Source organism: Kitasatospora terrestris (assembly GCF_039542905.1).
Lineage (GTDB): Bacteria > Actinomycetota > Actinomycetes > Streptomycetales > Streptomycetaceae > Kitasatospora > Kitasatospora terrestris.
On record NZ_BAABIS010000001.1, the window covers coordinates 20,819 to 47,485 of the forward strand.

The window sequence follows — 26,667 nt, forward strand, 5'->3', positions numbered from 1 at the left end:
CCACTCGTTCGCGCGACATCCCCGCGAACACCCCTCCACCCCCGGCGCGGCCCGGCTACACTCACCGCCACCGGGCCGCTGACAAGGGAAAACGAAGAACTCTCACTGGAGTATCAACGCGCGCGACCCATCAGATCCTTCACACTCCGCCGGAAAATTACCCGTTCCAGGCTAATATGATGGCGGCCCACCACTAAAGTGGTGGGCCGCCATCATATTGCGCTAGAGCTGCCCGAGATACTCGTAAAGTGTATCTGATTCAGCTTCTCCCAGCAGGTCCAAGAAGGTCTGGAACTGAACGAAATTAGACCGCTGGATAGTTCCTTCAGCTGGCCAGATCGCGTCACATTCCGAGCACTTTGCAATCGACAGAGAGAACCGGGTCACTTTAACCCTCTCAATAACTCCCTGACCGCACCTAGGGCATTCAACCACTTGAAGCTCCAATCAATATTTTAGTATGGGTAGGCGGTGATGACTTCAGTTGTGCCTGGCTTTACAATGATCCTGATCGACATTTGACCATCACTTCCGACCACTCGCCCCATATTAACAACATACGCGCCAGGATCCCCAGGTTCGGCAGCACCCCTTCGCGTCCACGCCTCATCCACAAGCTCTAGCGGGCTCGCATTTCCAGAAAAAATGCTGTGATTGCTCTTATTCTTCACAGGCTCTGCCGTGTGGGCGCCAAGATGGAATATGCGATGCTTCTCTCCGCCATTCATTGGCCCGTAAATCAAGCCGGCGGGAGTCTGCAAATTGCCACCTCCGATGTCCGTTAGCTCGAAGCAGCCGGAATTGTGCACGAGGATCGGAGTCTCGCCCGCCAGCACATAATATGTATGAATATTTGCAATTGCAAGATTATATGCGGGTTGAGCGCGGACGATCTGGGAGCTAACCGCAACGACCATTGCCGCGCCAGTCGTCGTTTTTACTCGATCGCCGACTTTCAGGTCGCCTGCGTCGGTCCAGCGGCGCTTGGCCTCATTCCAGTAAGGGTGGTGAGTTGTTGAAGTGATGGTACCTATTGCCAGAGTTTCAGCGTTGATGACGCTGAGTGTGGTGAATTCGGTGTCGTCGGGGGTATAGATGACAGCTGCGACTCGTCCAGTACCAGATCTGTGATTCTCAGGATCAGCCGCGAGAACGACATCACCTTCGCCAATATCCTCTATCGGCTTCGCACTTCCATCGGCGAGAAGCACGTACGTTCCTGGCGGAAAACTATTAGGACACCCCTTCGACTCCCTTCCCGGTCGCGGATCGATCTTTTTGAGCTTAGCTAGCCCCTTTCCGACGACCGAGGTGAGAAATGCAACGTCGCCGCCCTCAAATACGGGAAGATTCTCCCATTCCCAATTGCTGAGTTCCTCCCAGAGCTCTTGAAAAGTGGGGGAATTCTTACACTCGGGCATCTTCTGGCAGGCGTTAAGGGCAGATGCCGCCCACTGATGGCGATCCTCGGTCGGGTCCTCCCCGAACACGTAGTGGTTCTTCTTCTGATAGTCCCTAACGTAGTCGTTGGTCTTTTCTGAAAGCTTCTTGAACATGCTGGTGGGTGAAATCTTCACCCCGTTACCAAGGATTGCTTTTTGAGTCTTAGATATTGTTACGCTCCAGCCGCCATGATCTGTCGGCGCCCAGATTTCTTGAACGAGCTGCCCCTCCGGGGTTTGACACTGTCCAAATCCACCGCAAGTCCCCTCGGGGCGGAGTCCGCTGGGGTCACTGAGGTTGACCGGGTTGTTGTTGCTGTAGGCGTAGCCGTTCCATTGCTGGGGGTCGGCCGGGTCGAGAATGAAGTCGGGGTTGATGAAGCGCCCGGTGGTGGGTTGATATTGGCGGGCACCGAGGCTGGTGAGTCCGGTGGTGTCGTCCTTGGTGCCGCCAACGTAGCCGTGGGTTCCGGCCCAGGTGGTGGGCTGCGTGCCGCGGGATTGGCCGAAGGGGTCGGTGGGACGTCGGGTCTCGATGAGGGTGGTGGCGTCGAGGGCGAGGCCTGCGGTGCCGTGGTGGTCGCTGACCTGCCAGGTGGAGGTGGTGCCCTGGCGGACCAGGGTGAGGCCGCCGGGCATCTGGTAGTAGCGGGTGCCCTTGGTGGTCTTGGCGACGGTGTCGTAGGTGAGTTCGTCACCGCCGCCTAGGGTGATGGTGTTCTTGCCGGGGTTGCGGCGGATCAGCTGGTTGCCGTCCGCGTCGTAGACGTAGGTGGTGGCGTTGTCGGGGACGGTCCACTTCTGGCCGGCCGGGACGGTGGTGCCGCAGGTGTTGACGACGGTGTCGGTGCCGGATGTGGTGACGTCGCCGGGGACGGCGAGGCACAGGTTGGTGCCGGCGTTAAGGATGGTGCCGTCGGCGCGGGGGGTCCAAGTCTGGTTGGCGGCTCCGGTGCAGGGCTGGAGCTGGACGGCGGAGCCGTCGGTGGTGCCCATGGGGGTGAGGCACTTGCCCATGATCTTGAGCCGCCCGCCGGTGGTGGCGAACTTCTGGGCGCCACTGGTGCTGCAGCTCGTGATCTCGGCGGGGGTTCCGTCGGTGCTGAGGCTGCCCTGCATGTAGAGGCACTTGCCGCCGACGCCCTGGATCTGGACGGAGGGGCGGTCGGTGTCGAGCTTGCCTTCGCTGTTCCAGGTGAAGTTGTCGTAGCCGGTGGCGTATGAGTACTGGGTGGCGGTGTTTCCGGCGGCGTCGTAGGTGTAGGTCCGGTAGTTGCTGGTCGAGCCGTTGACGACGGTGGTTCCGCTGATCAGGCCGTGGGGCCCGCCGTAGCCGTTGCCGTTGTTGACGGTGCCGGTGGAGGTGAAGGCCTGGGTGGTGGTGGCGTCCTTGGTGGTGTCACCGGCCACGTCGTGCTGGGTGAGGGTCTTGCGGTTGCCGGTGAGGTCGTAGGTGTAGTCCTGCCAGTAGGGGACGCTGCCGCCGGCGGTGGTCTTGGCGGGGGCGACGGCGCCGCTGGTGGGTGTGGTGTTGGCGCAGGCGCCGAGTCCGCCGACCTTGGGCTGGGGCTGCATGACCAGTGCCCCGGTGTCGGTCCATGCGGTGGTCAGCCGGTTGAGGTAGTCGTAGCTGAAGCACTGCAGGTCGGTCGCGGACGGGGTGTTGTCGGGAATGCTGCGGATCGCGGTGATCCGCCCCGAGGGGTCGTAGGCGTAGGTGGTCTGCTGGACCGCGCCAGTGGCGGCAGTCTGCTTGTCCACGTACTGGGCCAGCTGACGGCCCGTCGACTCGTCGAAGGTGTTGGTGACGACGATCTGGGTGCCCCACGGGTTGACCGTGGTGCGGCTGGAGCGGCCGTAGGCGTCGTAGTCGTTCGCCAGGTCGTAGGTCGTGCTCGCTGAGCCGTAGTGGCCGAGGAGTCCCCAGCCGTCGTAGCCGTAGCTGACGGTCTCACCGGCGATGTCACCGACCGTGGAGCGGTTGTCTGCGGTCAGCAGACCGGTCACCGGGTCGAACGCGGCCTGGTAGGTGTAGGTGAACGGAGCCGGCGGCGGGGAGGCGGGTGCCACCTCCGTGCCGGGGATCGTGATAGTGCTCTTGGTGGGGTGGTAGGCCGTGTCGTACGTCAGAACGGCGGAGGTGTAGGCGTTGCCGGCGGCTCCGCCGACGTAGCGGGTGGAGGTGGAGGGCAGTCCCTTGAGGATCGTGTCGTAGGTGCGGGCGGTCAGCTGCTTCGACGAGTCGACCGCGGTGCCGTCGTAGGTGGCGGTGGGCCGGCCGAGCAGGTCGTAGGTGCTGGTGATGGTGCGGCCGCGGGCATCCGTCGTGGAGGAGACCCGGCCCGCGGTGTCGTAGGCGGTGGTGCTGGTGCCGGTGTCGGGGTCGGTCGACGTGGTCTTCCGGCCACGGATGTCGTAGCCGTAGGTCCACGTGTTACCGGCCGCGTCCTTGCGGGTCGCGGGCAGTCCGGCCGCCGTGTAGGTGTAGGTGGTGACGTCGGCGTCGGTGGCGATGCCGGTCGCGGTGGCGGTCTTGTACTGCCACAGCTGGGCGGTGCGACCTCGGGAGTCGGTCACCGTGCTGGTCGGCGTCGCCCCGGTGGGCGGGGTCAGGTCGGTGCGGTCCACACCGGGGTAGGCCGCGGTCGTGGCCGTCTGGACGACACCATAGGCGACGAACTCCGTAGTCACCGGTCGACCGAGGCCGTCGTAGACGGTGTGGGTCTGGTTCGGGACCTCTGCAGTGGTGGTCTGGTACAGCGTCGTGCCGGGCGCGGCAGTGTCGTTGTACCAGGGGTTGTTGACCCGGACCGTACGCCCCTGGGAGTCGTAGACGGTGTCGGAGATGATCCGGCCGTGGTACGACGTCACCGCAGGAGGGGACTGGGTCTGCATGGTCCGGCCCAGACCGTCCATGATCTGCGTAGACGACACCGAGGTATAGGTGTCACCGGTGCCGACACCCACCAGGCTGGTGGTGGTCGTGGTCGGCGGAACGGCCTTGCCGGCCACGATGCCCGGCACCGCGTAGCTGTACGCGGTGTTCGGCGACAGCGTGGTGGCGCGGCCGGGCAGCCACACACCGGTGGTGCGGCCGAGCGCGTCGTAGCCGACCGTGGTGACCCGCCCGTTGGGGTCGGTCACGCTCTTCGGCAGGGCACGGGCCGTGTCCAGCGCGGTGACCGTGGTGCGCCCTGTGCCCTCGTCACTCGCTCCGGCCGGAGCGGGACTGGTCACGGACAGCGAGTTCGGCAGCTCACCCGCCTGACGTGCCGAGTAGGCCGTCGTGACGGTGGCGCCGCTGAGATGCGCGCTGTCGACCGTCTTCGGGTCGGTAATGGTCAGAACACGACCGTAGCCGTCGTAGGTGAGCTTCGCGTCGGTGGTGAACACCGCCGTTGCTCCGTTGAAGCTGTCGATGCTCGTCGTTGACGTCACCTCGGCCTTCGCAGCGAGGCCTCCGAGGTTCTGGCCGTCGTAGTAGACGCGCTTCCAGGACGCGGTGTTCTGTGTCCCGGGGGTGGCGGTACACGCGTTGCTGCCCGTGACGCTGAGCTGCTCCGAGACGAGGGCCGCAACCTGCGGGTCCGGCCCCGACGCGTACGAGAACCGCGCGCACACGTCCGGAACGCCGTCGGCCGTGGAGAGGAGCGTGAGCGTGCGGTTGGCGTGCGCGCTGTCCGTGGTGGTCGTCGTGGAGGCAGCCATCCACGAGCCGTCGGCCTTCAGCGACTTCGAGGTCGAGACCGTGCTCGTCGCGCCGTAGCGGGCGATCAGCGCGGGGAGAGAGCCCCGGCTGTGGGTGGCCGTGGTGACAGGGTTGCTGCTGGTGTTGAGAGTGTAGGCGGTGAGGGTGCCGGAGGCCTGGGTGAAGGTGTCGTCCTCGACGACCTGGCCGCTGAGCCAGTCGTAGTCGGTCACCTGGCCGCTCTTGGGGCCGCCGACCGTCGAGGTCCGAGTACCGGCGGTGGTGACGTCCCCGTACATGCCCTGGTGGTAGTACGTCGACTTTTGGGACTTGGGGCCGTCGGTGCCGCTGCCAGCGGTGCTGGTGACGCTGGCGTAGCCGCGGAACTGGTCCCAGGTGCGGTCCTTGGTGTCGGTGAGGGGGGAGTCGTTGCGGTGCCAGGCCGCCGCGCCGTAGGTGTAGGCGGTGGTCATGGGGACGGCGCCCGGGGTGCCGGGGTTGACCGTGACGGTCTTGACCGGGTAGCGCTGGAACCAGTCGTCGACGGGGTCGGCGCCGGGCTGCTCGTTGGGCTGGTGCCACTTGACGTTGTAGCAGGAGCGGGTGTCGGTGTCGGCCGTGGCCGGCATGACGTTGTTGGTGCGGGAGCAGTCGGCGGGGTAGTAGTCGACGCCGATGGTGCTGCCGGTCTCGGTGGTGATCAGCTGGATGCGGGGCCGGTTGTAGGCGGGGCGGGAGGGCACGAGGTTGGTGCCGTCGACCCGGTTGGCCAGGAGCATCTCGGTGAAGGAGACCGGCGGCAGGGTGATCGCGGTGGCGGAGGCCTGGGTGTCCTTGCCGGTGCGCTGCACGGAGCCGAGCCAGGGGACCTGGGTGGACTCGGTGGTGTTGACGACGTTGACGAACCGGTGGGTCAGGGCGTAGGAGTCGACGTCCTGGTAGGTGCCGTTGTTGCGGACCTGGGTGGTGATGCTGCTCAGCCACTTGCTGGTCCAGAACGAGGGCCCGTAGTTGGTGCAGGTGCCGGTGGAGGCGCACTGCTGGTCCATGGGGACGTCGGGCCAGTTCGCGGCGTTCGCCGTGGTGCGGTTGGCCGGGGCGCAGGCCGCGACCGAGGTGACGCAGCGTTCGTCGGAGGTGAAGACGATCTTCGCTGCGGGGTTGTAGGCGCCGTTCGCGGTGATCTGGTCGGAGAGCAGCTGGCCGTAGCCGATGGAGGTGAGGACGCCGCCGCGGGTGTAGGAGCTGTTGACGCCGGTGCCGCTGTTCTGGCCTGCGCCGCGGGCGTAGAAGTTCGCCTCGGGCGTGTAGGTGTAGGTGATCAGGTTGCCGTGCGGGTCGACGACGTAGTCGAGGTTCCACCGCCAGGCGGTCTGGCACCAGGACGCCTTGCCCTTGGCCGAGTCGTAGCAGGGGTCGCCGCTGTTGGGCGAGTACACCGGAACAGTCCACGCGGACCCGGAGTCCGGGCCCTTGGTGGACGGGTTGCCGGCCGCGTCGGGCAGGTGCGCCAGGCCGAAGTAGTAGACGGTGCCGCTGGTGTCGGTGACCTTGATGTAGGAGCCGTTCCAGGTGCCGTTGGAGGCGCCGGTGAGGAACTGCACCTTGCTTCCGTCGTCGCCCTTGAGCCGCCACGTGCACGCGGACTGCTCCATCGTGGCCGCGGCACCGGCCTGGCAGGAGGCGTCGTCCGGGACGAGCTCACCGGAGTGCCCGGCCAGCGAGAGGGTCAGGTTCGCACCCGCCCAGCATTGGTCGCCGGAGCCGGCGATGCCGTCCTTCGAACAGGGCTGGTAGGTCCGCTCGACGAAGCCCGAGCTGTAGTCCCAGCCGTCACCGATCCACGACGCCTGCGAGTTCGTGGCGGACGTCTTGCCGTCCACCGACGACGAGTCGTACCCCAGCGCCACCTGCGGCGCAGCGCCACCGAGCGAGGACGGCGCCTGGATCGGGTAGGCGTAGGTGAAGGAACCCGAGGACGAGCCCGCGGCCCATGCCTGGGAGATGTTCAGCGGGGTTGCGGAGTAGGTACCCGCACCACTGGTGGTGCCGGCGACCGCGGCCAGCACCATCGGCTGCGCGGCGGTGCCGGCCTGGACGGACTGGATGCGCGTCTGCCCGGACACACCGTCGCCGGGGAGCGTGACGTCGGCGCTGAGCCTGCCGGTCGTGGCGTCGAGGTGGGATTCGACCGGGGTCTGCTGCAGACAGCCCGCCACCTGCGGGGTGGTCAGTGCGCACTCCGGCAGCGCCACGATCCGTGCGCGTGCGGCCCAGCCGGCGCCGTAGCTCTCGGCGAGCTTCGACACGTCCAGGCTCACCCGCACCGGGCCCGGGGGGCTCTTCGCCTCACCACGGGTCAGCTTCAGGACCGGACCGGGGACACCGGCCGCGCCGACGGTCTTCGGATCCACGAAGTCGACACCGACGGACTGCTCGCCGGCCGACGAACCGGCCAGCGGGGCCAGCGTGACCGGCAGGCCGGAGACCTCGGTCGCCGATCCGGTGGACGGCGCCTGGCCGGCGGCACGGGAGGCTGCCGCGGCCGGGGCCTTGCCCAGGCGGACCTCGGCGTGACCCTGCGGGGCCTTGCGCGGGCTCTTCGGCGGCTGCCACGTCGGCGGCACCTCGTGCGCGGGCTTGGTCACCGCGACCGGCTGGACGTCCTTGCCGTTCACGGACTTCGTCCGGGGCAGCGCAGTGTTGGACGGGGTCCACTTGCGCGAGTAGTCGGGCCCTGCCGCGACGGCGACCGACACCGGCGCGACGAGTGAGGCAAGCAGGCCGACCGCTGTCACTACGGACAGTCTGCGTATTGCTGATGACTGGGTAAGTCGTTTCCTATTTACCCGATTTAGTGGTGACACAGAGTTTCCCCTACTCCCGAGTTAATCTCGGAAAGTGATCATGAATTGGGCGGGCGAGCTTATCAAGATCACATATGTGCAGGTCAATGGCTTGACAGTCAGTCAGGTTGTGACTTAAATCACTCGCTTCGCATACCGTTTGCCACCGTTGCAAAACGGACTATCTGACTGTAAGTCACATTGTGCGAGGGGGGGATGTGGAGATATGTGTGCCGTATTACCTCTGTGCACTGGCATGTTGAGGGCGCATCAGTACGTGGGAGTTTCTTCTGTGACCAGACGCCGCCGCGGCCGGCCCGCCGCACAACGCCTGACAGCCGCCGGCGGCGCCTTCGCCGCCGTCGTCGCCCTGCTCGGCACAGCCGTGCCAGCCGCCGCCCAGACGTTCCCGTCGGCGAGTGAGATCGCCGCGATCGACGCGGAACGGGCGCAGCAGAAGCCGCCGGCCGGTGAGGTCGAGCAGGCGATCGCGAAGGCGAAGGAGAGTGGTCAGGAGGTGCCGGTCGAGTCGCTGACCACAGAGTTCAGCGAGACTGCGGCTACCCCTGACGGGCACCTGGGTCTGCGGACCCATCCCGATCAGCAGCGGGTCAAGCGCGGGTCCTCGTGGGTCGCGCTCGACGACCACCTGGTGGTGAACGCCGACGGTTCGTTCTCGCCGAAGGCGTCGGCCACGGGCGTGAGCCTGTCCAAGGGCGGCGGCACGAAGCTCGCCACGATGACCAGTGCGGACGGCAAGGGCCTGTCCCTGACCGTTCCGTTCACCCTGACTACGCCTCGGATCGACGAGGACGGCGACGGCCTGGTCTACCCCGAGGTCGCGCCTGACATCGATCTCAAGGCCACGGTCAGCAAGCTCGGCGGTGTCACGACGGTTTTTGTCGTCAAGACGCAGGCCGCCGCGGCGAGCCCGGTGCTGAAGAGCCTGCGCTTCGGTACCGAGGCGGACGGCGTCACTGTGAGCAAGGATGCCGGCGGCGGACTCATCGCCAAGGCTGCTGACGGCAAGCCTCGGTGGACCGCGTCCGCGCCCCGCATGTGGGACAGCTCCACCACCGACACTGCCCCGGCCGCCGCCAGCGGGGCGACGGCGACGAAGGCCTCGTTCACCCAGGCCACCACGGCCGACGAGACCGCCGACGAGGCCGTGCCGGCCGTCAGCACGGCCGACGTGCCCAGCGCGGCCGCCAAGACCGCCGTCATGCCGGTGACCGCCGACACCGCAGGTGTCACGCTGACACCCGACCAGAACCTCCTGGCCACCGGTACGGCCCCGTACTACATCGACCCGGACTGGCTCGCGTGGGCTCCGTCGGCGAGCTCCTGGACCTGGGTCCAGTCCGCCTACCCCACGATGACCTCGAACTGGAGGCGCTCGGGAAGCGACAGCAGCGACTACCCGGGCGTCGGCTTCTGCGGAACCTACGCAGCGGGCGGCAGCTGCTCGCCCACGTCGAAGTACCGCACGTTCTACCAGTTCGACATCAGCGCCCTGAGCGGCGCGGTCGTCAACGCGGCGTCGCTGGACCTTCAGCAGACCGTCTCCGCGAACTGGTCCTGCACTACCAAATACCCGGTCAGCCTCTACCACACCGGTGCGATCAGCGATCAGACGAACTGGAACAACCAGCCTCCTCAGATTGGCAGCGCTCTTGGCACCCTTGACCTCGGCGGCTCTGGCCGCTCCGGGTGCTCCAGCAACCTCTCCTTCAGCTACAACATCACGGGCACTCTCCAGCAGTACACCAACAACGGGCAGCTGACGTTCGGCCTGTACGGCAACGAGACCGACGCGAACGGCTTCAAGCGCTTCACCCCGCAGCCGTCCCTGTCCATCAAGTACGACCGCGTGCCCAACACCCCCACCAACCCTGGTGTCTCGCCGACGCCGCAGATCGCCGGCACCGGCCAGACCTACCAGGCCTGCGCGGACGACAACGCCAACAACTGGGCCTGGGTCGGCACGGGAGCCAACCAGGCCGGCGGCACCGTCCTGAACGCGACCGTCTCCAGCCCCGCCCAGAGCCAGCTGTATTCCTGGTCGCACATCTGGGACTACCAGAAGTCAGGTATGCCGGACGTTGCCGGCGGCCTGTCACCGCTGGTCGCCAGTGGCAGCAACGCTCCGTACTCCGTGCCGGCGGGCGTCATCACAGACGGCCACTCCTACGGCTTCAGCATCATGGCCACCGACCAGCTCCCCGGCGTGTCCTGGTCCGCCTCCACGCCGACCTGCCACTTCAAGGCCGACCTCACCCCGCCCACCGTCACCTTCCCCACCACGGTAAGCGACCCCGCCACCCAGTTCCCCCCGGCCGGCAACGGCCAGACCACCACCCTGTCCGTCGGCAAGAGCGGCAGCGTCCCCTTCACCGCCACGGACCCGAACCCCAGCGGTCTCTACACCTCCGGCCTGGCCTGCCTGCGCTGGAGCTACGACCCGCAGCTCGCCGGTGCCGCCTGGCAGTGCGGCGCGGCGCGCCCCAGCAGTCAGATCGGCATCACCCCGACCCAGTGGGGCACCAACAGGCTCTACGTCCAGGCCAAGGACAACGCCGGCAACCTCTCCCCCATCGCGCCGTACGCGTTCTACGTGCCGTGGAACCCGGCCGGCCCCGCGCCGGTGTTCGGTGACATGACCGGCGACGGCGTCCCCGACATCCTCGCCCCGGACAGTGCCGGCAACCTTCGCTCCTACACCGTCCCGGGCAACCCGATCGCGACCAGCGCGACCAGCACCCTCACCGCAGGTCCTGCCGATGCCCCCAACCGCACCTCCTGGGGCACGGACCCCACGCAGGTCGACTACCGGATCACCCACCGAGGCAGCCTGCGCGGCGGCACCCACGTCGACGACGTCATCGTCCACAAGGACAGCGACGCTGTGCTGTACCTCTACAGGAACCCAGGCAACAACAAGCCTGTCGGCGTCCTCGGCAGCTGGGAGACCCTGGCCCGGCCCGCCTGCACGGTCACCACGCTGACCCCGGACTGCACCGGCCACAACAACACGGACTGGGCGAACACCCTCTCCATCGCTGCCCTCGGCGACCCCACCGCGACCGACCTGACACCCGCCAAGAACTTCAAGAACCGCACCGGTCTGCTGACCGTGGAGAAGAACGCAGCCGGCACCGACGGGTCGCTCTGGTACTACCCGGCCACGGAGGACACCAAGCTCGGCCACCCGATCCGGATCGCCGCGACCGGCTGGCTGAACGTCGACCTCATCTCCGCCGGAGACTGGGCCAAGCAGGGCCACCCCGGCATCTGGGCCCGCAACCGCTCCACCGGCGCCCTCTCCCAGATCACCTTCACCACCGGCACCGACAGCGTCCAGGACCCCTTCGGCAGCACCATCACCTACGACGTGATCACGGGCATCGCCACCACTGCGGTCAGCGGCACCGTCTCCGCGACGACCTACCCCCGCATCGGCTCCGACAGCGACCTGACCGGCAACGGCAACCCCACCCTGTGGGCCATCACCACCACCGGTGACATCCACATCCTGACCGGAAAGCTCACCGGCACCGCCCAGGCCCCCACCTGGACGTACGACAACACCACCCCCATCCCCACCGGCCTGACCACCGCCGCCGGCGCGAACCAGTGGCCCCTCACCAGCGCCACCTACACCAACGGCAAGGCCACCGACACCACCGGCGCCAACCCCGCCACCGGCATCAGCAACCCCAACACACCCACCTTCACCACCGACCACAAGGGCACCGCCAACGGCGCAGCCGTCATCAACGGCAACTACTTCAAGACCGCCGCACCCGCCGTCGACACCAGCAAGAGCTACTCCGTCTCCGCCTGGGTGAAGCTCTCCGACACCAACAACTGGGAAACCTTCGTCACCCAGAACGGCAACGAACGCGGCTCCTACTACCTCCAGTACTCCCGGTCCTACAGCGCCTGGGCGTTCGTCGCCCCCGGCGACGACCACGCCAACACCGGCGTCTACAACGCGGCATTCCAGCTCACCCCGCCCACCCTGGACACCTGGACCCACCTCGTAGGCACTTACGACGCCGCCTCCCACGTCATGACGCTCTACGTCAACGGCACCTACGCAGGCTCCGCCTACAACCCCACCCCCTGGAACGCCACCGGCCCCGTCACCATCGGCGCCGACGCCGCCGCCAACTACCCCCCCTCCAACGTCACCCACGGAGCCGTCAGCGACGTCCGCACCTACCCCTACCCACTCACCCCCGCCCAGGTCACCAACCTCTACACCAGCTGACCACCCGGCCACTCCCCAATACGGCCCCGCCCACCACAGGTGGGCGGGGCCGCACCGTGTCTGAGGCGGACGAGCAGCGGCTCACCTGGGCTTACTCGACCAAGCCGCCGCCGAACGGATACGAGCGCTCGGGGGGGGCCATGACCGGGCCGGGCCTGCGGCAGACAGACCCCTGCAGGTCCCGATTGGCGAAGGGGAGCGCAGCGGCGACGGCGTCCCACGGTCGGCGCATCCGCTCGGCGGCGTACTTGCAGGCCTTCGAGCGAACCGCACGGCTCCCCGCCCACCAGCGGAAGCACGGACCGGGTGCAATGCCACAGCAGCGTTTGCTCCCACGCCGGTGGTGTCCTGACGGTAGGCGCGACCGCGGCGCAGCCCGCTGCACGCTCGTTCCCACCAGGAGGGCCTGGCGGGACGTCAGGCCTGCGCGTAGGCCCGGTCGGCCATCGTGGCGACCATCAGCGGGAACTCGTGCGGTGGCACAGCCGGCGAGGCCGGGAAGGTGGGCTTCAACGCCCCGGCGGGCCAGAACGCCACCCGGCAGGCCGAGCAGAACCAGGCGTGCTCCCACACCTGCATCCGCCGGGTCCAGATGACCTTGTGGAAGGACACCTGCTCCGCGTTGGCAGCGGGCAGCGGATCCCGGCCACGCGCCAGATGAAGCACCACCCAGAACCCGAGACCGGGCAGCGGCACACCGGCCAGCACCGCCCCCACACCCACCCCGGTGGCATCGGCGACCAGGACCGCCACCAGGGCGACTGCCAGATACCCGCCGACGATCAGCGCCACCGTCCGCGTGGCGGGGTTCCAACGGGGCTCGGCCGTGGCGATCTCGGTCACCGGCGGCGCGGCCGGCGGGGCCACTTCGACAGCGGGCGGATCACCCTCGTAGGCCTGGCGTGCCCTGAGGGTGCTGTCTGTTCCTCCGCACTGCGGACACTGCTCGGACACGGTCACTCGTTCCCCTCTGATGGTCCACGCCCGTCGACACCGGCGTTTGGTGTGCCTGCCGGTGGCGGAGATGCCGACACCGTGGAAGCCGAAGAGCCGACACACGAAGCGACCCGGCCAGGGCCGCGGTCTTGCGGCCCGCGACGCCCAGGACGCGCAGGTGGCTGACACAGCCGACCGAGATGGTGACATGCCGGGCCACCCCGCAGTGCCACTACCAACACAATGGTTGACTGCCGCGAACGAGCAGGTCAAGGTATCCCGCCTGGTCACACGCCGATCAACCACCCCACATCCACGCGGTCCCCGCTCAGGCCCCCTGTCCGCGCCATCACCGATTCGAGCCCCGACACGACCATGACAGCCGCAATGTCCCCCTCTGGCCGAATCACCCGGCCCTCACGGCAGGAAAAGCCGCGGCCCGTAGCCCGCCCGAACGCGCAAGGCCGCACGCGCCGGAGTCTGTTCTGAGAATCCCGGGGAGTGGCGTGGTCGAAACGGACGCTTGTGACAAGCGGATGCGGGTGAACAAGAGAGCCGGGGCGCGCTCACCCCAACTGCTGCCGGGCGGCCTTCTTGGCCTCTGCGTTCGCCCGTACAGCCACCGCCTTGGGAGAGTCCCCGTACCACCACCACGTGTACCCGACGCTTCCCAGGAACAGGACTACGAAGACGAAGAAGACCGGATCGGCCTCGAGCTGCCAGCCTCTGGCCGCGCGGTAGAGGGCCACGCCGGTGAGCACGATCGCGCCTTTGAGCAGGGCAGCCGACGTCTTCTTGGTACGGAGATTCATGCGCGCACTGTAGGGCCCAGCGGTGACGTCGACCAAGTGTCAGGACAGAAGGGCAATACCGGGGCTGATCTGCCGAAACGCCACATATGACCACCCAGCGCGTGCCGGGACAGCACCGGTTCTCCCCACGCAACCGCGCCGGGCATCCGGCAGCCGGGCCGGTGGTGCTGCTCGCGGGTGTGCGACTGCTCGGCCCGGCCCAGACGGCGGGAAACACCGCCCCCAAAGGCGCTCCTACTCCCCCGCAGTCTGCACGAGGACTCGGAGTTCCTCGCGGTCCGCGGGCAGCCCGGCTGCGCGCAGCCAGGTATCCCGGTTGGCGATCGTCCCCCAACAGGGCTCGTGTTTCACCAAGGCGGTCAGGAAGGCGCTCTGCGGCGGTGTCAGGCCGGCTTCGGCCATGTAGGACTCTCGGAAGGCGAGGGCGAGCAGCGGGCCCCAGTCCCGGTCGACGGTGTACTGGCTGCACAGCGGGACGAGAGCGAGCGCGGCGGGAAGGACCCGCTCGAAGCTCTCGGCGCGCTCGAGGAGCCCGTCCAGTACGGTGAAGCGGAACCAGCCGTCCATCTGCGGCAACGGCTCGTCGAACCAGCCGTCCACCGCACCGGGGTCGGCAAGCGCGGCCAGCAGATGGTCGACCGCCGACGGGCCGGCGGTGCCGAGCGCGGCGCAGGTGCGCACCGCCGGGTCCTCGTCGGTGAGCAGTGCTGCGGTGTCCCGTCCCCAGTCGGCCAGGGTGAGCAGGGCTCCCGCACGTTCGCGGCGCGGCCCCGGGGTGTGGGCGATGTTTTCCAGGCGGTCGGCCGCGGCGGGTATCCGGTCGGCGAGGCCGCCTGCGCCGCTGCGGACGACCTTGCCGAGGCCTCGGTCGAGCTGTTCGAACAGCACCCGGGTCCTCGCCGAGATCGGCGACGACCGCACCCGCTTCGCCGACGCCAAGGCACTCAAGGCCTACGCCGGATCGGCGCCCGTCACCCGCGCCTCCGGCAAGAGCCACGCGGTCATGGTCCGCCGGGTCAAGAACCAACGCCTGGCCGCAGCCGGCTACGTCTGGGCCTTCGCCTCGCTCACCGCCTCGCCCAGTGCGCGAGCCCACTACGACCGCTGCCGCAAGGCCGGAGACCGCCACAGCTCCGCCCAGCGCAACCTCTACAACCGTTTCCTCGGCTGCCTCCACCACTGCCTGGCGACCGGCACGCTCTACAGCGAGAGCACCGCCTTTCCGGCCCCTCCCAAGCTCGAACTTGCCATCGCGGCTTGACCGCTATCCCCATCGGATGTCTCACTCAACCGCCCGGGAGCTCTGTCCGTTTCTCCCCGGCCCACGACCGCTGGCCGTCACCCGATCGGTGGCCGCCCTGAAAACGCTCAATGAGCATTTTCAGCGTTGCCTCTCCAGGGTGAGGACCGCCCTGGCGGCTGACGTGAGCCAGTTGGGGCTGCAGCGGGCGTGTCGGAAGATGCGCCAATGCTTGAGGGTGGCGACGCCGCGCTCGACCGGACAGCGGAGCCTGGCATGGGCCTTGTTCAGGGACCTCTCCTTCGCGGTCAGCTCGCGTTTGGGCCGGCGGCGAACCGGAACGGCGACGCCTGGGCCGGCTCCGGTATAGGCCAGATCCGCGAGCGCCGGGATCCGCAGCCGGGCGCAGGTCTCGACGATCCGGTGGTGCCGGGCCGCGGTCAGGTCGTGGATTCGGCCCGGCAGCGGTCGTGAGATCCACGCGAGCTTGCCAACGGGATTGGTGATGACCTGCAGGTTCACGCCGTGGCGGCGGTGCTTGCCGCTGTAATCGGCACGGCCGTCGCCGACCCGGTCGCACTCGGCCAGGGTGCCGTCGACCAGTACGTATGCCCCGTCCGTCTCGCGAAGGGCCCGGGTCAGCCCCGGCGCCTTGCGGGCGAGATGCCCGGTCACCGCACGAACGTAGGCGTGGGCCGTACCCACGCTGATCCCGAACCCGGCCGCGATCTGCGCGAGCGTGTCGTGCTTGCGCAGGTACACCAGCGCGACGATCGCGCGTTGCGACGGCCGGAGCTTGCAGCGCCGGTCACCCTCACGGGTGACAATCAGCATGGTGACCCACTCCACCAGCGCGTGCGGCAGGTCAAGTGATGCAGGATAGACAACCAACGAGGCTCTCCGGCCACCGAGTTGAGACGTCAGACATCTCACTCAACCGCCGGAGAGCCTCGCTCGTTTCGCTGCCCGCTGACGTCACCCAGCCGTCACCCGATCGGTGCCCGCGCTGAAAACGCTCAATGAACCTCTTTCATCTTGAGTTTTCGCAGCTGAGGAGGGTGTGGACGGCAGCGACGAGCGGGCCGATGCGGTTGGTCGAACAGCGGGCTTTGCGGAAGATCCGCCATGACTTGAGTCGGGCGAAGGCGCGTTCACCGGGTGCCCTGAGCCGGGCATGGTCGCGGTTGTACTGCTTGTAGTGTTCGGGCAGTTCGTCGTGGCGGTAGTAGGGAGTGCGGACGGTCGCGCCGGCGCCCTGGTAGGCGCGGTCGGCGAGAACCAGGATCTGCCGGGTCAGGCAGGCCTGGACGATGCCGTGGGCTCGGGCGGCGGTGAGATCGTGGGTGCGGCCGGGCAGAGCTCGGGAGAACCACAACGGCGTGCCGTCCGGAGTGGCGAGGACCTGCACGTTCATCCCGTGCTTCCGGTGCTTCTGCGAGTAGTACGGCTCGTCCGCGGCGATCCGGTCGGTCGGGATCAGCGTTCCGTCGACGATCACGAAGTCGCCCTCACCCAGACCCACCAGCGCCTCGCGCAGGCCCGGTGCCCAGGCGGCCAGAAGCTCGACGGTCTCGTCGACGTACCGCCAGGCGGTCGCCTGCGACACCCCGAAGCCGGCTCCCAACTGTGCGAGGGTCTCGTTCTTCCGAAGATGGGCCAGGGTGAGCAGGGCCTGCTTGAAGCAGCTCAAGCGCCGCCAACGCGAATGCAGTTCACGCCTTCGGGCGTAGATCAGCCACGAGACGTGCTCAACGAGCTCGTGCGGGACATCGAGCATGGCAGGATACGAGACCAAGCGAGGCTCCTCGGGCGAAGCGCGGTGCGTAGAGAACACCAGCGCAACGACCAGGAGCCTCGCCTGTTACTCCACCTGTTCTGACCAGCCATTTCACCCCGCCGGGACAGGATGAAAGAGGTTCAATGACACGCGCGAGGCACCACGCGAGTCCCCGGGACCCCATCCCATGCCTCGCACGACGAATTCAACATATCGACGCTGTCGACACCGAGAAGCCTCCCCGCCTCGCGCGAGGCGGGGAGTTCCATGCCCCCGGCGGCTCGGCGGCGGGCACCCGGCGGTCGTCGCGACCGAGGCCGGCGTCCAGCAGGTCGCCGCGAGGGCCGGGCACCTCGACGCCACCGGCGGATGCCACGCGATCAAAGTCGGCGGACGCACGATCGATGCCTCACGCGCCGATGCACGGCCGGAACCGGGCCGCGTGGCGTTCCGACCCTCCTCGGGCGCTGTCGGGAATTCATGGATGGACAATGAAATTCCCGGCCTCATGAAGGTGGCCGGGAATTTCATTGCTGGCGACACGGAGGCCGCCCATCGATCCGATCGGCAGCCCGAGCGGGGCGTACGGACAGCTTTGGCTGCGCTTTCGAAGCCTGGGCCTACCGTGTCTTCTCGGGAGTCCGGCTGGCGTTTCAGGTTGGTTCGGTTACCACTGGCCGATGACGGGGATGTCGCCGTTCACGCCGTAGCGGGGGCTGCTGTAGACGCCGCCGCCGTCGAAGGTCGCCTCGATGAAGTCGGAGTACTGGGCGCGGTAGACGCCGACCTCGTCACGGCCGTCGCCGTCCCAGTCGCCCTTGATCGGAGCGTCACCCGGGTTGCCGTACTTGAAGTTGTGGGTGGTCGTGGTGCCGCCGGTGGTGGAGTCCGTCATCGCGAAGGTCTGGTCCGACGGCCGGTAGATCCCGACGGTGTCCTTCCCGTCGCCGTTCCAGTCGCCCACGATCGGCTTGTCGCCCAGGACGCCCAGCTTGACGTGGTACACCTCGGTCGCGTTGTCGTCGTTGGTCAGGTAGAACGTCTGGTCCGACGGCCGGTACACACCGATGCTGTCGACACCGTCACCGTTCCAGTCCCCCACCAGCGGCACATCGCCCGGGTTCCCGTACTTCGGCTGCTTCACCGCGGTCGAGTTGTTGTCGGTCAGGTAGAACTTCTGGTCCGACGGCCGGTACACACCGAACGTGTCCTTCCCGTCCCCGTTCCAGTCACCCGACAACGGCACATCACCGTTCGCACCGAACGACGCGTAACCACCATTGCTCAGATAGAACGTCGCATTCGACGGCCGGAACACACCCACCGACGACGCGGCGGCCGGATAGGGGTTGGTGCGGTCGGTGTCGAGGCCGGTGTTCGGCCAGCACTCCCAGGCATGGTAGCCCTGCGGGCCGTTGAGGACCTTCTCCGCTATGAGGATCTGCTGCTGCTTGGTCGCCTGGTGGGGGTAGGCGGCGTACTGGGTGCCCCCGTAGCCCTGCCAGGTGGGGAGGTCGAACTGCAGACCGCCGTAGTGGGCGTTGCCGGTGTTGGCGGCCCAGTTGCCGCTGCTCTCGCACTGGGCGACCTTGTCCCAGGTGGCGACGGACGCTGCTTGGGCGGGGCCGGCGCAGATGGCGAGTGCGGTGGTGGCGATGCCGAGGGCCACAGCGGCGGCGGCAGCGGTGCGGGTCTTCTTGCGGATCATCAGCGGGTCCTCTGCGGAAGGCTGGTCGGGGCGCGGGGCAGGAGGGAGCGCGCAGCGGCGGTGGTGCCGCCGCGCGCTTCACGAGGGGGACTGGGTTACCACTGGCCGATGACGGGGATGTCGCCGTTCACGCCGTAGCGGGGGCTGCTGTAGACGCCGCCGCCGTCGAAGGTCGCCTCGATGAAGTCGGAGTACTGGGCGCGGTAGACGCCGACCTCGTCACGGCCGTCGCCGTCCCAGTCGCCCTTGATCGGAGCGTCACCCGGGTTGCCGTACTTGAAGTTGTGGGTGGTCGTGGTGCCGCCGGTGGTGGAGTCCGTCATCGCGAAGGTCTGGTCCGACGGCCGGTAGATCCCGACGGTGTCCTTCCCGTCGCCGTTCCAGTCGCCCACGATCGGCTTGTCGCCCAGGACGCCCAGCTTGACGTGGTACACCTCGGTCGCGTTGTCGTCGTTGGTCAGGTAGAACGTCTGGTCCGACGGCCGGTACACACCGATGCTGTCGACACCGTCACCGTTCCAGTCCCCCACCAGCGGCACATCGCCCGGGTTCCCGTACTTCGGCTGCTTCACCGCGGTCGAGTTGTTGTCGGTCAGGTAGAACTTCTGGTCCGACGGCCGGTACACACCGAACGTGTCCTTCCCGTCCCCGTTCCAGTCACCCGACAACGGCACATCACCGTTCGCACCGAACGACGCGTAACCACCATTGCTCAGATAGAACGTCGCATTCGACGGCCGGAACACACCCACCGACGACGCGGAGTCGACGATCTTGTTGTAGCGGCGGGCCGTGTAGGTGCTCATCTTGTGGCTGCTCAGCATGTCGTCGTTGAAGGAGGCTCCGCTGACGTGCTTGAGGGGCGTGGAGCCGAACGAGTAGTAGGAGAACGTGGTGTGGTTGCTGTCGTCCCAGTGGTCGAACAGGACGACGTGCGCGGGGCTGTCGAGGATGTCGCCCGGCTTCAGGTCACTGCGCGCGATCTCGGTGGAGTACGCAACCAGGCCGTCGGTGTTCGGGCCGTTGCTTCCGCCGGCCAGGTGCCAGGCCATGTCCACGTACCCGCCGCAGTCAGTCCGGTACATGGTTCCGGAGGAGTCCGGGGCCGAGCCACCCTGGTCGTAGATGAGATTCTGTCCGTACCAGTACTGGGCACGGGCGATGACCTCCGAGCGGGTGATCTGGCCGCCGACGGAGGAGGCGGCGTGGGCGGCGGTGGCGGTGAACGTCGTGGTGGCGATCGCTCCCGAGGCGGTGATGGCGGCGGCCAGGGCGAAGCGGGCGATCTTGGAGCTGGCAGAAGGCATGGCGGAATCTCCTGTGACAGAGGCGGGCGGCAGTGGCATCGGGATGCCGGAAGAAGGTGATGCGCCGGGCGGGCAGGGCGTGCGCGGGGCGGACGGCTGTCCTGCAGGAACAGCGGTCGGGTCGGCGCGGCCTGGAGCCGGCTCGCAGGCAGGTGGTGCGAGGTCAGCGGCCGGGCGGTGGTACCGGCGTCAGGTAGCGCCGGCGCAGCAGGGGCGAAGCCCGGTGGCTGCGGGCGATCAGGGCGTACGCGGCCGCGGCCGGCGGCGCCGGGTCGGCCGTGGGGCCGGGCCTGAGGAGGTAGAGCAGGAGATCGACCCGATCCGGCTCGACGACGCGTGCGGTGGCGTGTTGGAGTCCGTCGTCGGGCAGGGCGTGCGCCCACAGGGCGGCGAGGAGTTCGGCCTTCTCGCCGCTCGAGCCGGGCCCGGGGCGCCTGCGCTGAAGGCTGGCGTAGACGAGGTCCACGAGCGGGGTCAGCCGCCCCAACCGAGGCTGTCGCCGGCCACCACGGTGGTCGAGACGTTCGTGCTGGGCGCAGTGGCCGCCACGGTCGCGGTGAGCGCGGCGGTCAGGGAGAGAGCGGCGACCGCGGCGGCCCGGGCGATACGGATCATGTCAGGAGTCCTCTGGCCAATTCGAAGAACGGTGGTCGGTTCCCGGTGAGGCGTCCCGCGGTTGACGCCTTGTCCGGCTGCCGCTCCGGGCTGTCTCCCTGGCGGCGATCACTAGCTTCGCCGCCCGCCCCGGACAGGCGAAAGAGATCCAGGGCGTCACCAACCGGCCAGTCCCCATCCGGACATCATGACAAGGACACGCCAAGAAGTATCCCGGAAAGTCCTTGCCTATTCCTGCGCCCACCAGAGGCCATTCAGGGCGATATGCACACACGCCAGAATTCATCGACATACCCCCTGAACTGCGACGAAGCGCAAATTAAAGATCTTGATGGGAATCGGTCGTACTGAAAGGATGCCGACACCGTCACGTCGATCCGGGGGGATCCCATGCTTGAAGCACTCGGCCTGTCGACCACGGCAGCAGCGGTCTACCGCGCCATGCTCGACCACCCGCAGGACGGCGTCGACGCCCTGGCCGCCCGCTGCACACTCACCCCCGTACAGGTCCACGACAGCCTCGACGAACTCGGCGCACTCATGCTCGTACGCGCCTCCGCCGACCGCCCCGGGCAGATGCGTGCCGTCGACCCCGCCATCGGACTCGCCGACATGGTCGCCCGCCAGGAGGCCGACCTCGCCGCCCGCCAGGCCGCCCTCGCCGCATCACGCGCCGCGGTCACCCGCATGGTCGCCGACCGCGCCGAACACCGCGCCACCCACGGCGAACGCCTCCTCGGCATGGACGCCATCCACGCCCGCCTCGAACACATGGGCCGCACAGCCACCTTCGAAGTCCTCGCCGTCCAGCCCGGCAACCAGCACCCCGAAGACCTCCACGCCTCCCGCCCCGCCGACACCGAAGCCCTCGCCCGCGGCGTGGCCATGCGCACCCTCTACCAGGACGCCACCCGCCACCAGCCCCACACCGCCGCCTACGCCCACTGGCTCCTCAGCCACGGCGGCGAAGTCCGCACCGCCCCCACCATCCCCCAACGACTCATCATCACCGACCGCGCCCAGGCACTTGTCCCCATCGACCCCACCGACAACCGAAAAGGCGCCCTCCACATCACCGAACCCGGAATCCTCACCGCCCTCACCGACCTCTTCGAACAAGCCTGGAACACCGCCATCCCCCTCGGCGCCACCCAACCCGGCGACCCCGACACCGGACTCACCCCCACCGAACGCCACCTCCTGCGCCTGCTCGGCACCGGAGCCACCGACGACACCGCCGGCCAACGCCTCGGCATCTCCACCCGCACCGTCCGCCGCCACATGGCCTCCATCATGGAACGCCTCGACGCCACCAGCCGCTTCGAAGCCGGCATCAAAGCCACCCACAAAGGCTGGCTCTGACCAGGCCCCACCCATTCCAGCGAGCCCGACTGCAGCCACGCGCCGGGTAAGCGCCCCGGGGCGAATCGGCAGGCGCACAACAGGACAACCGACAAGACACCCCACACGGCGCCCGGCACGGCGCCCGGCACGGCGTCCGGCACGGCGCCCGGCACGGCGCCCGGCACGGCGTCCGACAAGACACCTCGCACGATGCGGCCGCCCGGCCACCGGGGCCGTCGGCCGCAGGCGATGGCGGTGGCGGTGGCTCAGGTGGCCAGCCGGTCGAGAGCGGCGCGCAGCAGGGAGATGGCGTGGGGGGCGTCCCGGGAGAGCCAGGGCCGGCGGTCGGTGGCGTCGACGACTTGGCGGCCCTGGATGTTGGTGGCCCAGCCGCCGCCGGTGTCCTGGGCGATCCAGCCGAACAGGACCCGGTCGGTCCGGTGTACCGCGTACACGCCGGGCTCGCAGTCCCAGCCCTCGACCAGGAGGTCGGTGTCGGGGACGGTCCAGGTGGAGGTCGGGTGGCCGAGGCCGCGGGCGGCCGGAGAGGTGGCGGTGCAGTCGGCGGCGAGCGCCAGGCGCAGCTGCCCGGGAACCGCCGGGACCGCAGCGGGCACCGCTGTCCCACGACACGGCGTCCTGCGGACCGGCGGGTGCGCGAACACCGGAGCGCGCCGCGGGGGCGGTTGCTGCCAGAGCAGCGCCAGCCGTTGCGGGTGCGGTGTCGAAGTCGAGGACGACTCGATTCGACGCGCGAGGAAGTGAGCTCCGCTTCCGGCGCCTCGCCGGAAGCGGGCGATTCAACGCGCGAGGAAATGAGTTCGGCGACCGGCGTCTCGCCGACAGCGGATGATTCGACGCGCAACAGAACAAGGAACGGGCCGCCCCGCTCGACAGCCGGAGAGGGGTCGCCGCCCGTGGCGGGTGATTCGACGCGCGACGGAACAAGGTGCGCAGCGCCCGTGCCGGCCGTCGGGGCGGCGCCGGGCAGAGCTGCAGTTTCGACGCGCGAGGAAGTGAGCTCGGCGGCCGGAGCGCCGGCGGCGCCACGCTCGGCGCGCAGCCGCGCGGTGGCCATCTCGTAGCGCAGGTAGCCGGCCTGGCGCAGGATCCGCTGGGCGGCACCCTCCAGCTGCGTCTCCAGCATGGCCAGCGCCTGGATACAGCGCGGATCATCGCCCTCGCCGCGACGGGCCTGCTCCAGGCGCTCGAGGAACCGGGCGGCACTACGCTAGACAGCGACGGCGAGCTCCAGGAACCGGTCGTCGCCCGCCGCTCCGGTGTCGCTTGTTTCGACGCGCGAGGCAATGAGGGCATCCGCGACGGCGTCCTGCTGGTGCATCTCGCGGCGGCGGCGGTAGGCCCTGGAGGAGCAGGAGCGGCCGCAGTAGACCGGGTGCCGGCCCAGCCCGGTGGAGCGCAGCCCGGCCCCGCACTCCGCGCAGCCGGGAGCCGGCAGTTGCTTCTCACTGGGCGTTTCGTCCCTGGCTTTGGAGCTCAGGTTCCGCGCCAGGTCGGTGTGGTTTCGCCGGTGAGTCGGCGGGTCATGAGGCTGATCATGGCGACGTGGACCATGGCTTCGGAGCGGGCCGGGAGTGCCTCGTAGTCGCGGGCGAGGCGGCGGTGGTTCATGAGCCAGCCGAAGGTCCGCTCGACGACCCAGCGGCGGCGCTGGACGACGAATCCCCTGGTGGCAGGGTCGCGCCGGACGATCTCGAGGTCGATACCGAGAGCGGCGGCGTGTTCGACGACGGCGTTCTTGTAGCCCATGTCGGCCCAGGCCTTGCCGATGGTCGGGTGCTCGGCCGCGACGGCGGTCAGCAGCTGCCGGCCGGCGGTGCCGTCCTGGACGCTCGCGGCGGTGACCAGCACGACGAGCAGCAGACCGATCGTGTCGGTGACGATGTTGCGTTTCCTGCCGACGATCCGCTTCCCGACATCGGCGCCTTGGGTGGCGCTGGGAACGTTGGTGGAGGTCTTGATGCTCTGCGAGTCGATGATGCACGCAGTTGGTTCCGGATCGCGGCCCTCGGCGGTGCGGACCAGGCGACGCAACAAGCCGTTGAGCTGCTCGAACACCCCTTCCTTCTGCCATCGGGCGAAGTAGGCGTAGACGGTTTCCCAGGGCGGGTAGTCGTGCGGGAGGTAGCGCCAGGGGATTCCGGTGCGGTCGACGTACAGGATCGCGTCCAGCAGGTCGCGCAGGTCGTGCTCGGGCGGCCGGCCGAACGCCAGGGCCCGCTCGGTTCGGGCCTGGCGCCAGGCAGTGAGGGTGGGCTCGACGAGGGCCCAGCGGGCATCGGACAGGTCGCTCGGATACGGTCGACGATCCGTCATGATGACGGCATACTGCGGGATCGTCGCTCTGCCCAGGGCTTACGGTTCTCGGGAGACAAACATCTTCCAGTCTGGCTTTTTGGGATGAGACAAGAGGAAGCGCGCAGTTCCGGCAGACATTCGTACGCAGGCAGCCCTCCCGTCGCAGCAGCCTCTGGAGTTACCGCAGGAAAACTGGCCAGGCGGTCCGGAAACTGGGAGCAACTGGCTCTTTCGCGGGTGAAACGCCCAGTCAGAGGACGTTAAGTCCGTTTTTGATAGCGGCCGCGTCCGGGTTGCTCGAGGACTCCCTGGCGGACGAGTCGTCCCAGGCGGGAGCGGGTGGCGTTGATCGAGGACTCGTCGGTGGGCAGCCCGAGGAGCTCGTGTAGCTCGCGAACCCGGAAGACCTGCTCAGGATGACGGTTGAAGGCGGTCACAATGCGCTGGTAGACGGTGTCCGTCTCCGAGGGAGGCGGCTCGTGGTCGGGCGGCGTGAGGCCGTCGATGACCTTGCGGGTCGCGGTGAGCTCGGCCAGGCGGGCTTCGGCATCTGCGAGCTCGGCGGTCAGGCGCTCGATCTGTTCGCGCAGGCTGTGGGCGCGTGCGGCGGTCTCGTCGTGTTCGACCTGCAGCAGCCGCAGGAGTTCGGTGACGTTCACGCGGCCAGCTCGACGTCGTCGCGCCAGGCGGGGTTGGGGGTGGTGAGGCGGCGGAGCATGCCGGCGGTGGAGGCCCAGTAGACGCGGGAGGCGGCGTTGTCGGGCCGGTGGTCGTAGTCACGGGCGAGGCGCCGGTGGAGCATGAGGGTGCCGTTGACCTGCTCGACCACCCAGCGCTTCGGCTGGGGGACGAAGCCCTTGCCCCGGTCGTCGGGGTTGCGCCGGACCACCTCGACGGTGATGTCCTTCACGGCCCGGTGGATGATCACGGCGTCCTTGAAGCCCTGGTCGACCAAGGCCTTCTCCAGGCGCATCCCGCACCGCATCGCCGCCTGGTCCGGCAGGGCGATGCCGGCCTCGTTGTCGTGCGCGCTCGCGGCCAGGACCACCACGCCGATGACCAGGCCCAGCACGTCGACGGCCAGTCCCCGCTTCCTGCCGGGCGTCTTCTTGTGCGCATCCAGTCCCGTGGTCTCCTTCGGCACCCCGGCCGCCACGCGGACCGACTGGGTGTCGATGATCACCAGGGACGGGTCCTCTAATCGCCGGGCCCGCTCCCGCACCTGGCAGCGCAGGATCTCCTGGATCCGCTGGTCAAGACCGTCCTGGCGCCACAGCGTGAAGTAGTAGAACACCGCCGACCAGGTTGGTAAGTCATGGGGCAGGAGCCGCCACTGACAGCCAGTCCGGTTCTGGTAAAGCAACGCGTTCACGACTTCACGCAGGTCGCAGGAGCCCGGGTCCCCGGTCGCCGAGCGCGACACCCGCTCCTGCTTCCAGGCGGTGACCAGCGGCTCGATCAACGCCCACTGCCCGTCGGACAAGTCCGTTGAGTACGGCATCCGTTCCATACCCCGACCACACCATGCCCACGACAGGCGACTCAGCCTGGACAGCTCCGTACACACGAACGGGCGACACCAGATCATCCAGAAACGGACTTAACGTCCTCTGAGACACCTCGCACACCTGCTCCGACTGTGCGCCCCACAGTGCCAGCGAGAGGTGCGACCCCGCGCTGGCTCGAGGAGGGCTGCATGGAGCCGAGCTGCGCGCGGAGTGGGAAGTGCGAAGGTGCGGAGGTTGGGCGGCGGTACCCGGGCTCGAACTGGGCGGCCGTCGTCACCCGGGGTACGACCGGCATCAGCGGATCTCCCCCAATCTCCAGGAGATCAAGGCAAGTCGATCCGACCGTAGGAGTGCCAGCCGGCAGAATCGGGTGGCACCGCCCAGCTGTCGGTCACTACGGTCTGTGGATGACCAGCCAGAACGAGCACCCAACCCGGCCCGATCTCGCTACCGTACTCACCGACCGGACGGCCGCCTGCTCCCCGGACCGCGAGGCCCTCTTGGCCGGCGGTGAGCTGCGGCTGTTCGACGGTGCTGCGCCCGACTGGATGGTGCGCGGCATCGCCGCCTCGCGGCTGCGTCACTCACGGCGGATCGGCCTGACCACGCTCGGCCTCGACGAGTCGGTCGAGATCCTCTCCCGGCACCGCAACGTATCGTTCCGCACCGGCATCCTCGACGCGCCGGACCGGTCCTGGTTCTACACCCTCTACTTCGACGCCACCGGCACCGAACTGCTGGCCTGCAGCGCCGTCAAGAACCAGCCCCCGGCCCGGAAGCCCGCCCGGCGGCCCGGCACATAGCGGCCGTCTGCTCCGTCCTCCGCATTGTCAGTGCAGGTCAGGGGCGGTG

At 68.2% G+C, this 26,667-nt stretch carries 17 protein-coding genes and 1 pseudogene; 4 read left to right on the forward strand and 14 right to left on the reverse strand.

Annotated features, from left to right (window positions below; all coding sequences use genetic code 11):
* Nucleotides 1-455 precede the first annotated feature (455 nt).
* A complete protein-coding gene (locus tag ABEB06_RS00110; RefSeq protein ID WP_345694667.1) occupies nucleotides 456-7,928 on the reverse strand; it encodes a ricin-type beta-trefoil lectin domain protein in 7,473 nt (2,490 codons plus the stop codon).
* 340 nt (nucleotides 7,929-8,268) lie between these two features.
* Here ABEB06_RS00110 and ABEB06_RS00115 point away from each other — a divergent pair, with 340 nt between their 5' ends.
* Complete coding sequence (locus ABEB06_RS00115) at nucleotides 8,269-12,249, forward strand: LamG-like jellyroll fold domain-containing protein (RefSeq protein ID WP_345694668.1); 3,981 nt, start codon at nucleotides 8,269-8,271, stop codon at nucleotides 12,247-12,249.
* Nucleotides 12,250-12,666: 417 nt separating this feature from the next.
* Here ABEB06_RS00115 and ABEB06_RS00120 read toward each other — a convergent pair whose 3' ends face one another.
* The 3 genes from ABEB06_RS00120 to ABEB06_RS00130 form a co-directional block, all read right to left on the reverse strand.
* On the reverse strand, nucleotides 12,667-13,092 hold the full coding sequence (locus tag ABEB06_RS00120) for a hypothetical protein (RefSeq protein ID WP_345694669.1): 426 nt from the start codon (nucleotides 13,090-13,092) through the stop codon (nucleotides 12,667-12,669).
* A gap of 659 nt (nucleotides 13,093-13,751) precedes the next feature.
* Entirely contained in the window at nucleotides 13,752-13,997 is a 246-nt protein-coding gene (locus ABEB06_RS00125) for a hypothetical protein (RefSeq protein WP_345694670.1), read from the reverse strand.
* 234 nt (nucleotides 13,998-14,231) lie between these two features.
* Nucleotides 14,232-14,885: a hypothetical protein gene (locus tag ABEB06_RS00130; RefSeq protein WP_345702118.1), complete on the reverse strand. Its 654-nt coding sequence runs from the start codon at nucleotides 14,883-14,885 to the stop codon at nucleotides 14,232-14,234.
* On the opposite strand from ABEB06_RS00130, the pseudogene ABEB06_RS00135 reads away from it, so the two are divergent.
* Nucleotides 14,823-15,258, forward strand: a pseudogene (locus tag ABEB06_RS00135) (transposase); the annotation flags it as partial. The gene ABEB06_RS00130 and the pseudogene ABEB06_RS00135 sit on opposite strands and share 63 nt — an antisense overlap.
* 120 nt (nucleotides 15,259-15,378) lie before the next feature.
* On the opposite strand, the gene ABEB06_RS00140 reads toward ABEB06_RS00135, so the two are convergent.
* The 6 genes from ABEB06_RS00140 to ABEB06_RS00165 form a co-directional block, all read right to left on the reverse strand.
* Nucleotides 15,379-16,128 (reverse strand): transposase family protein, encoded by a 750-nt coding sequence (locus ABEB06_RS00140; RefSeq protein ID WP_345694664.1) that lies wholly within the window; start codon nucleotides 16,126-16,128, stop codon nucleotides 15,379-15,381.
* A gap of 139 nt (nucleotides 16,129-16,267) precedes the next feature.
* Nucleotides 16,268-17,032 carry a transposase family protein gene (locus ABEB06_RS00145; RefSeq protein WP_425559557.1) on the reverse strand — a complete coding sequence of 255 codons (765 nt, stop codon included), beginning with the start codon at nucleotides 17,030-17,032 and terminating at the stop codon, nucleotides 16,268-16,270.
* Nucleotides 17,033-17,681: 649 nt separating this feature from the next.
* Nucleotides 17,682-18,722, reverse strand: coding sequence for a transglycosylase family protein (locus ABEB06_RS00150; RefSeq protein ID WP_345694672.1), 1,041 nt, complete (start codon nucleotides 18,720-18,722; stop codon nucleotides 17,682-17,684).
* A gap of 95 nt (nucleotides 18,723-18,817) precedes the next feature.
* On the reverse strand, nucleotides 18,818-20,029 hold the full coding sequence (locus ABEB06_RS00155; RefSeq protein WP_345694673.1) for an NlpC/P60 family protein: 1,212 nt from the start codon (nucleotides 20,027-20,029) through the stop codon (nucleotides 18,818-18,820).
* A gap of 163 nt (nucleotides 20,030-20,192) precedes the next feature.
* The gene (locus ABEB06_RS00160; RefSeq protein ID WP_345694674.1) at nucleotides 20,193-20,495 is read right to left on the reverse strand and encodes a hypothetical protein; all 303 of its coding nucleotides are present in this window, start codon (nucleotides 20,493-20,495) and stop codon (nucleotides 20,193-20,195) included.
* An 8-nt stretch (nucleotides 20,496-20,503) separates the two neighbouring features.
* Nucleotides 20,504-20,644, reverse strand: coding sequence for a hypothetical protein (locus ABEB06_RS00165; protein WP_345694675.1), 141 nt, complete (start codon nucleotides 20,642-20,644; stop codon nucleotides 20,504-20,506).
* A gap of 390 nt (nucleotides 20,645-21,034) precedes the next feature.
* Here ABEB06_RS00165 and ABEB06_RS00170 point away from each other — a divergent pair, with 390 nt between their 5' ends.
* Nucleotides 21,035-22,006 (forward strand): LuxR C-terminal-related transcriptional regulator, encoded by a 972-nt coding sequence (locus ABEB06_RS00170; RefSeq protein ID WP_345694676.1) that lies wholly within the window; start codon nucleotides 21,035-21,037, stop codon nucleotides 22,004-22,006.
* Nucleotides 22,007-22,254: 248 nt separating this feature from the next.
* Here ABEB06_RS00170 and ABEB06_RS00175 read toward each other — a convergent pair whose 3' ends face one another.
* From ABEB06_RS00175 to ABEB06_RS00190, 4 genes are all read right to left on the reverse strand, one after another.
* Nucleotides 22,255-22,605 carry a hypothetical protein gene (locus ABEB06_RS00175; protein WP_345694677.1) on the reverse strand — a complete coding sequence of 117 codons (351 nt, stop codon included), beginning with the start codon at nucleotides 22,603-22,605 and terminating at the stop codon, nucleotides 22,255-22,257.
* Nucleotides 22,606-23,485: 880 nt separating this feature from the next.
* Entirely contained in the window at nucleotides 23,486-24,325 is an 840-nt protein-coding gene (locus ABEB06_RS00180) for an IS5 family transposase (protein ID WP_345694678.1), read from the reverse strand.
* Between the two features lie 242 nt (nucleotides 24,326-24,567).
* Complete coding sequence (locus ABEB06_RS00185) at nucleotides 24,568-24,966, reverse strand: type IV toxin-antitoxin system AbiEi family antitoxin domain-containing protein (RefSeq protein ID WP_345694679.1); 399 nt, start codon at nucleotides 24,964-24,966, stop codon at nucleotides 24,568-24,570.
* Nucleotides 24,963-25,817, reverse strand: a complete 855-nt coding sequence (locus ABEB06_RS00190) for an IS5 family transposase (protein ID WP_345694680.1) — start codon at nucleotides 25,815-25,817, stop codon at nucleotides 24,963-24,965. The genes ABEB06_RS00185 and ABEB06_RS00190 overlap by 4 nt, the downstream gene beginning before the upstream one ends.
* Nucleotides 25,818-26,222: 405 nt before the next feature.
* Between ABEB06_RS00190 and ABEB06_RS00195 the strand changes: the two genes are divergently transcribed.
* Complete coding sequence (locus tag ABEB06_RS00195) at nucleotides 26,223-26,618, forward strand: hypothetical protein (RefSeq protein ID WP_345694681.1); 396 nt, start codon at nucleotides 26,223-26,225, stop codon at nucleotides 26,616-26,618.
* Nucleotides 26,619-26,667: the final 49 nt, after the last annotated feature.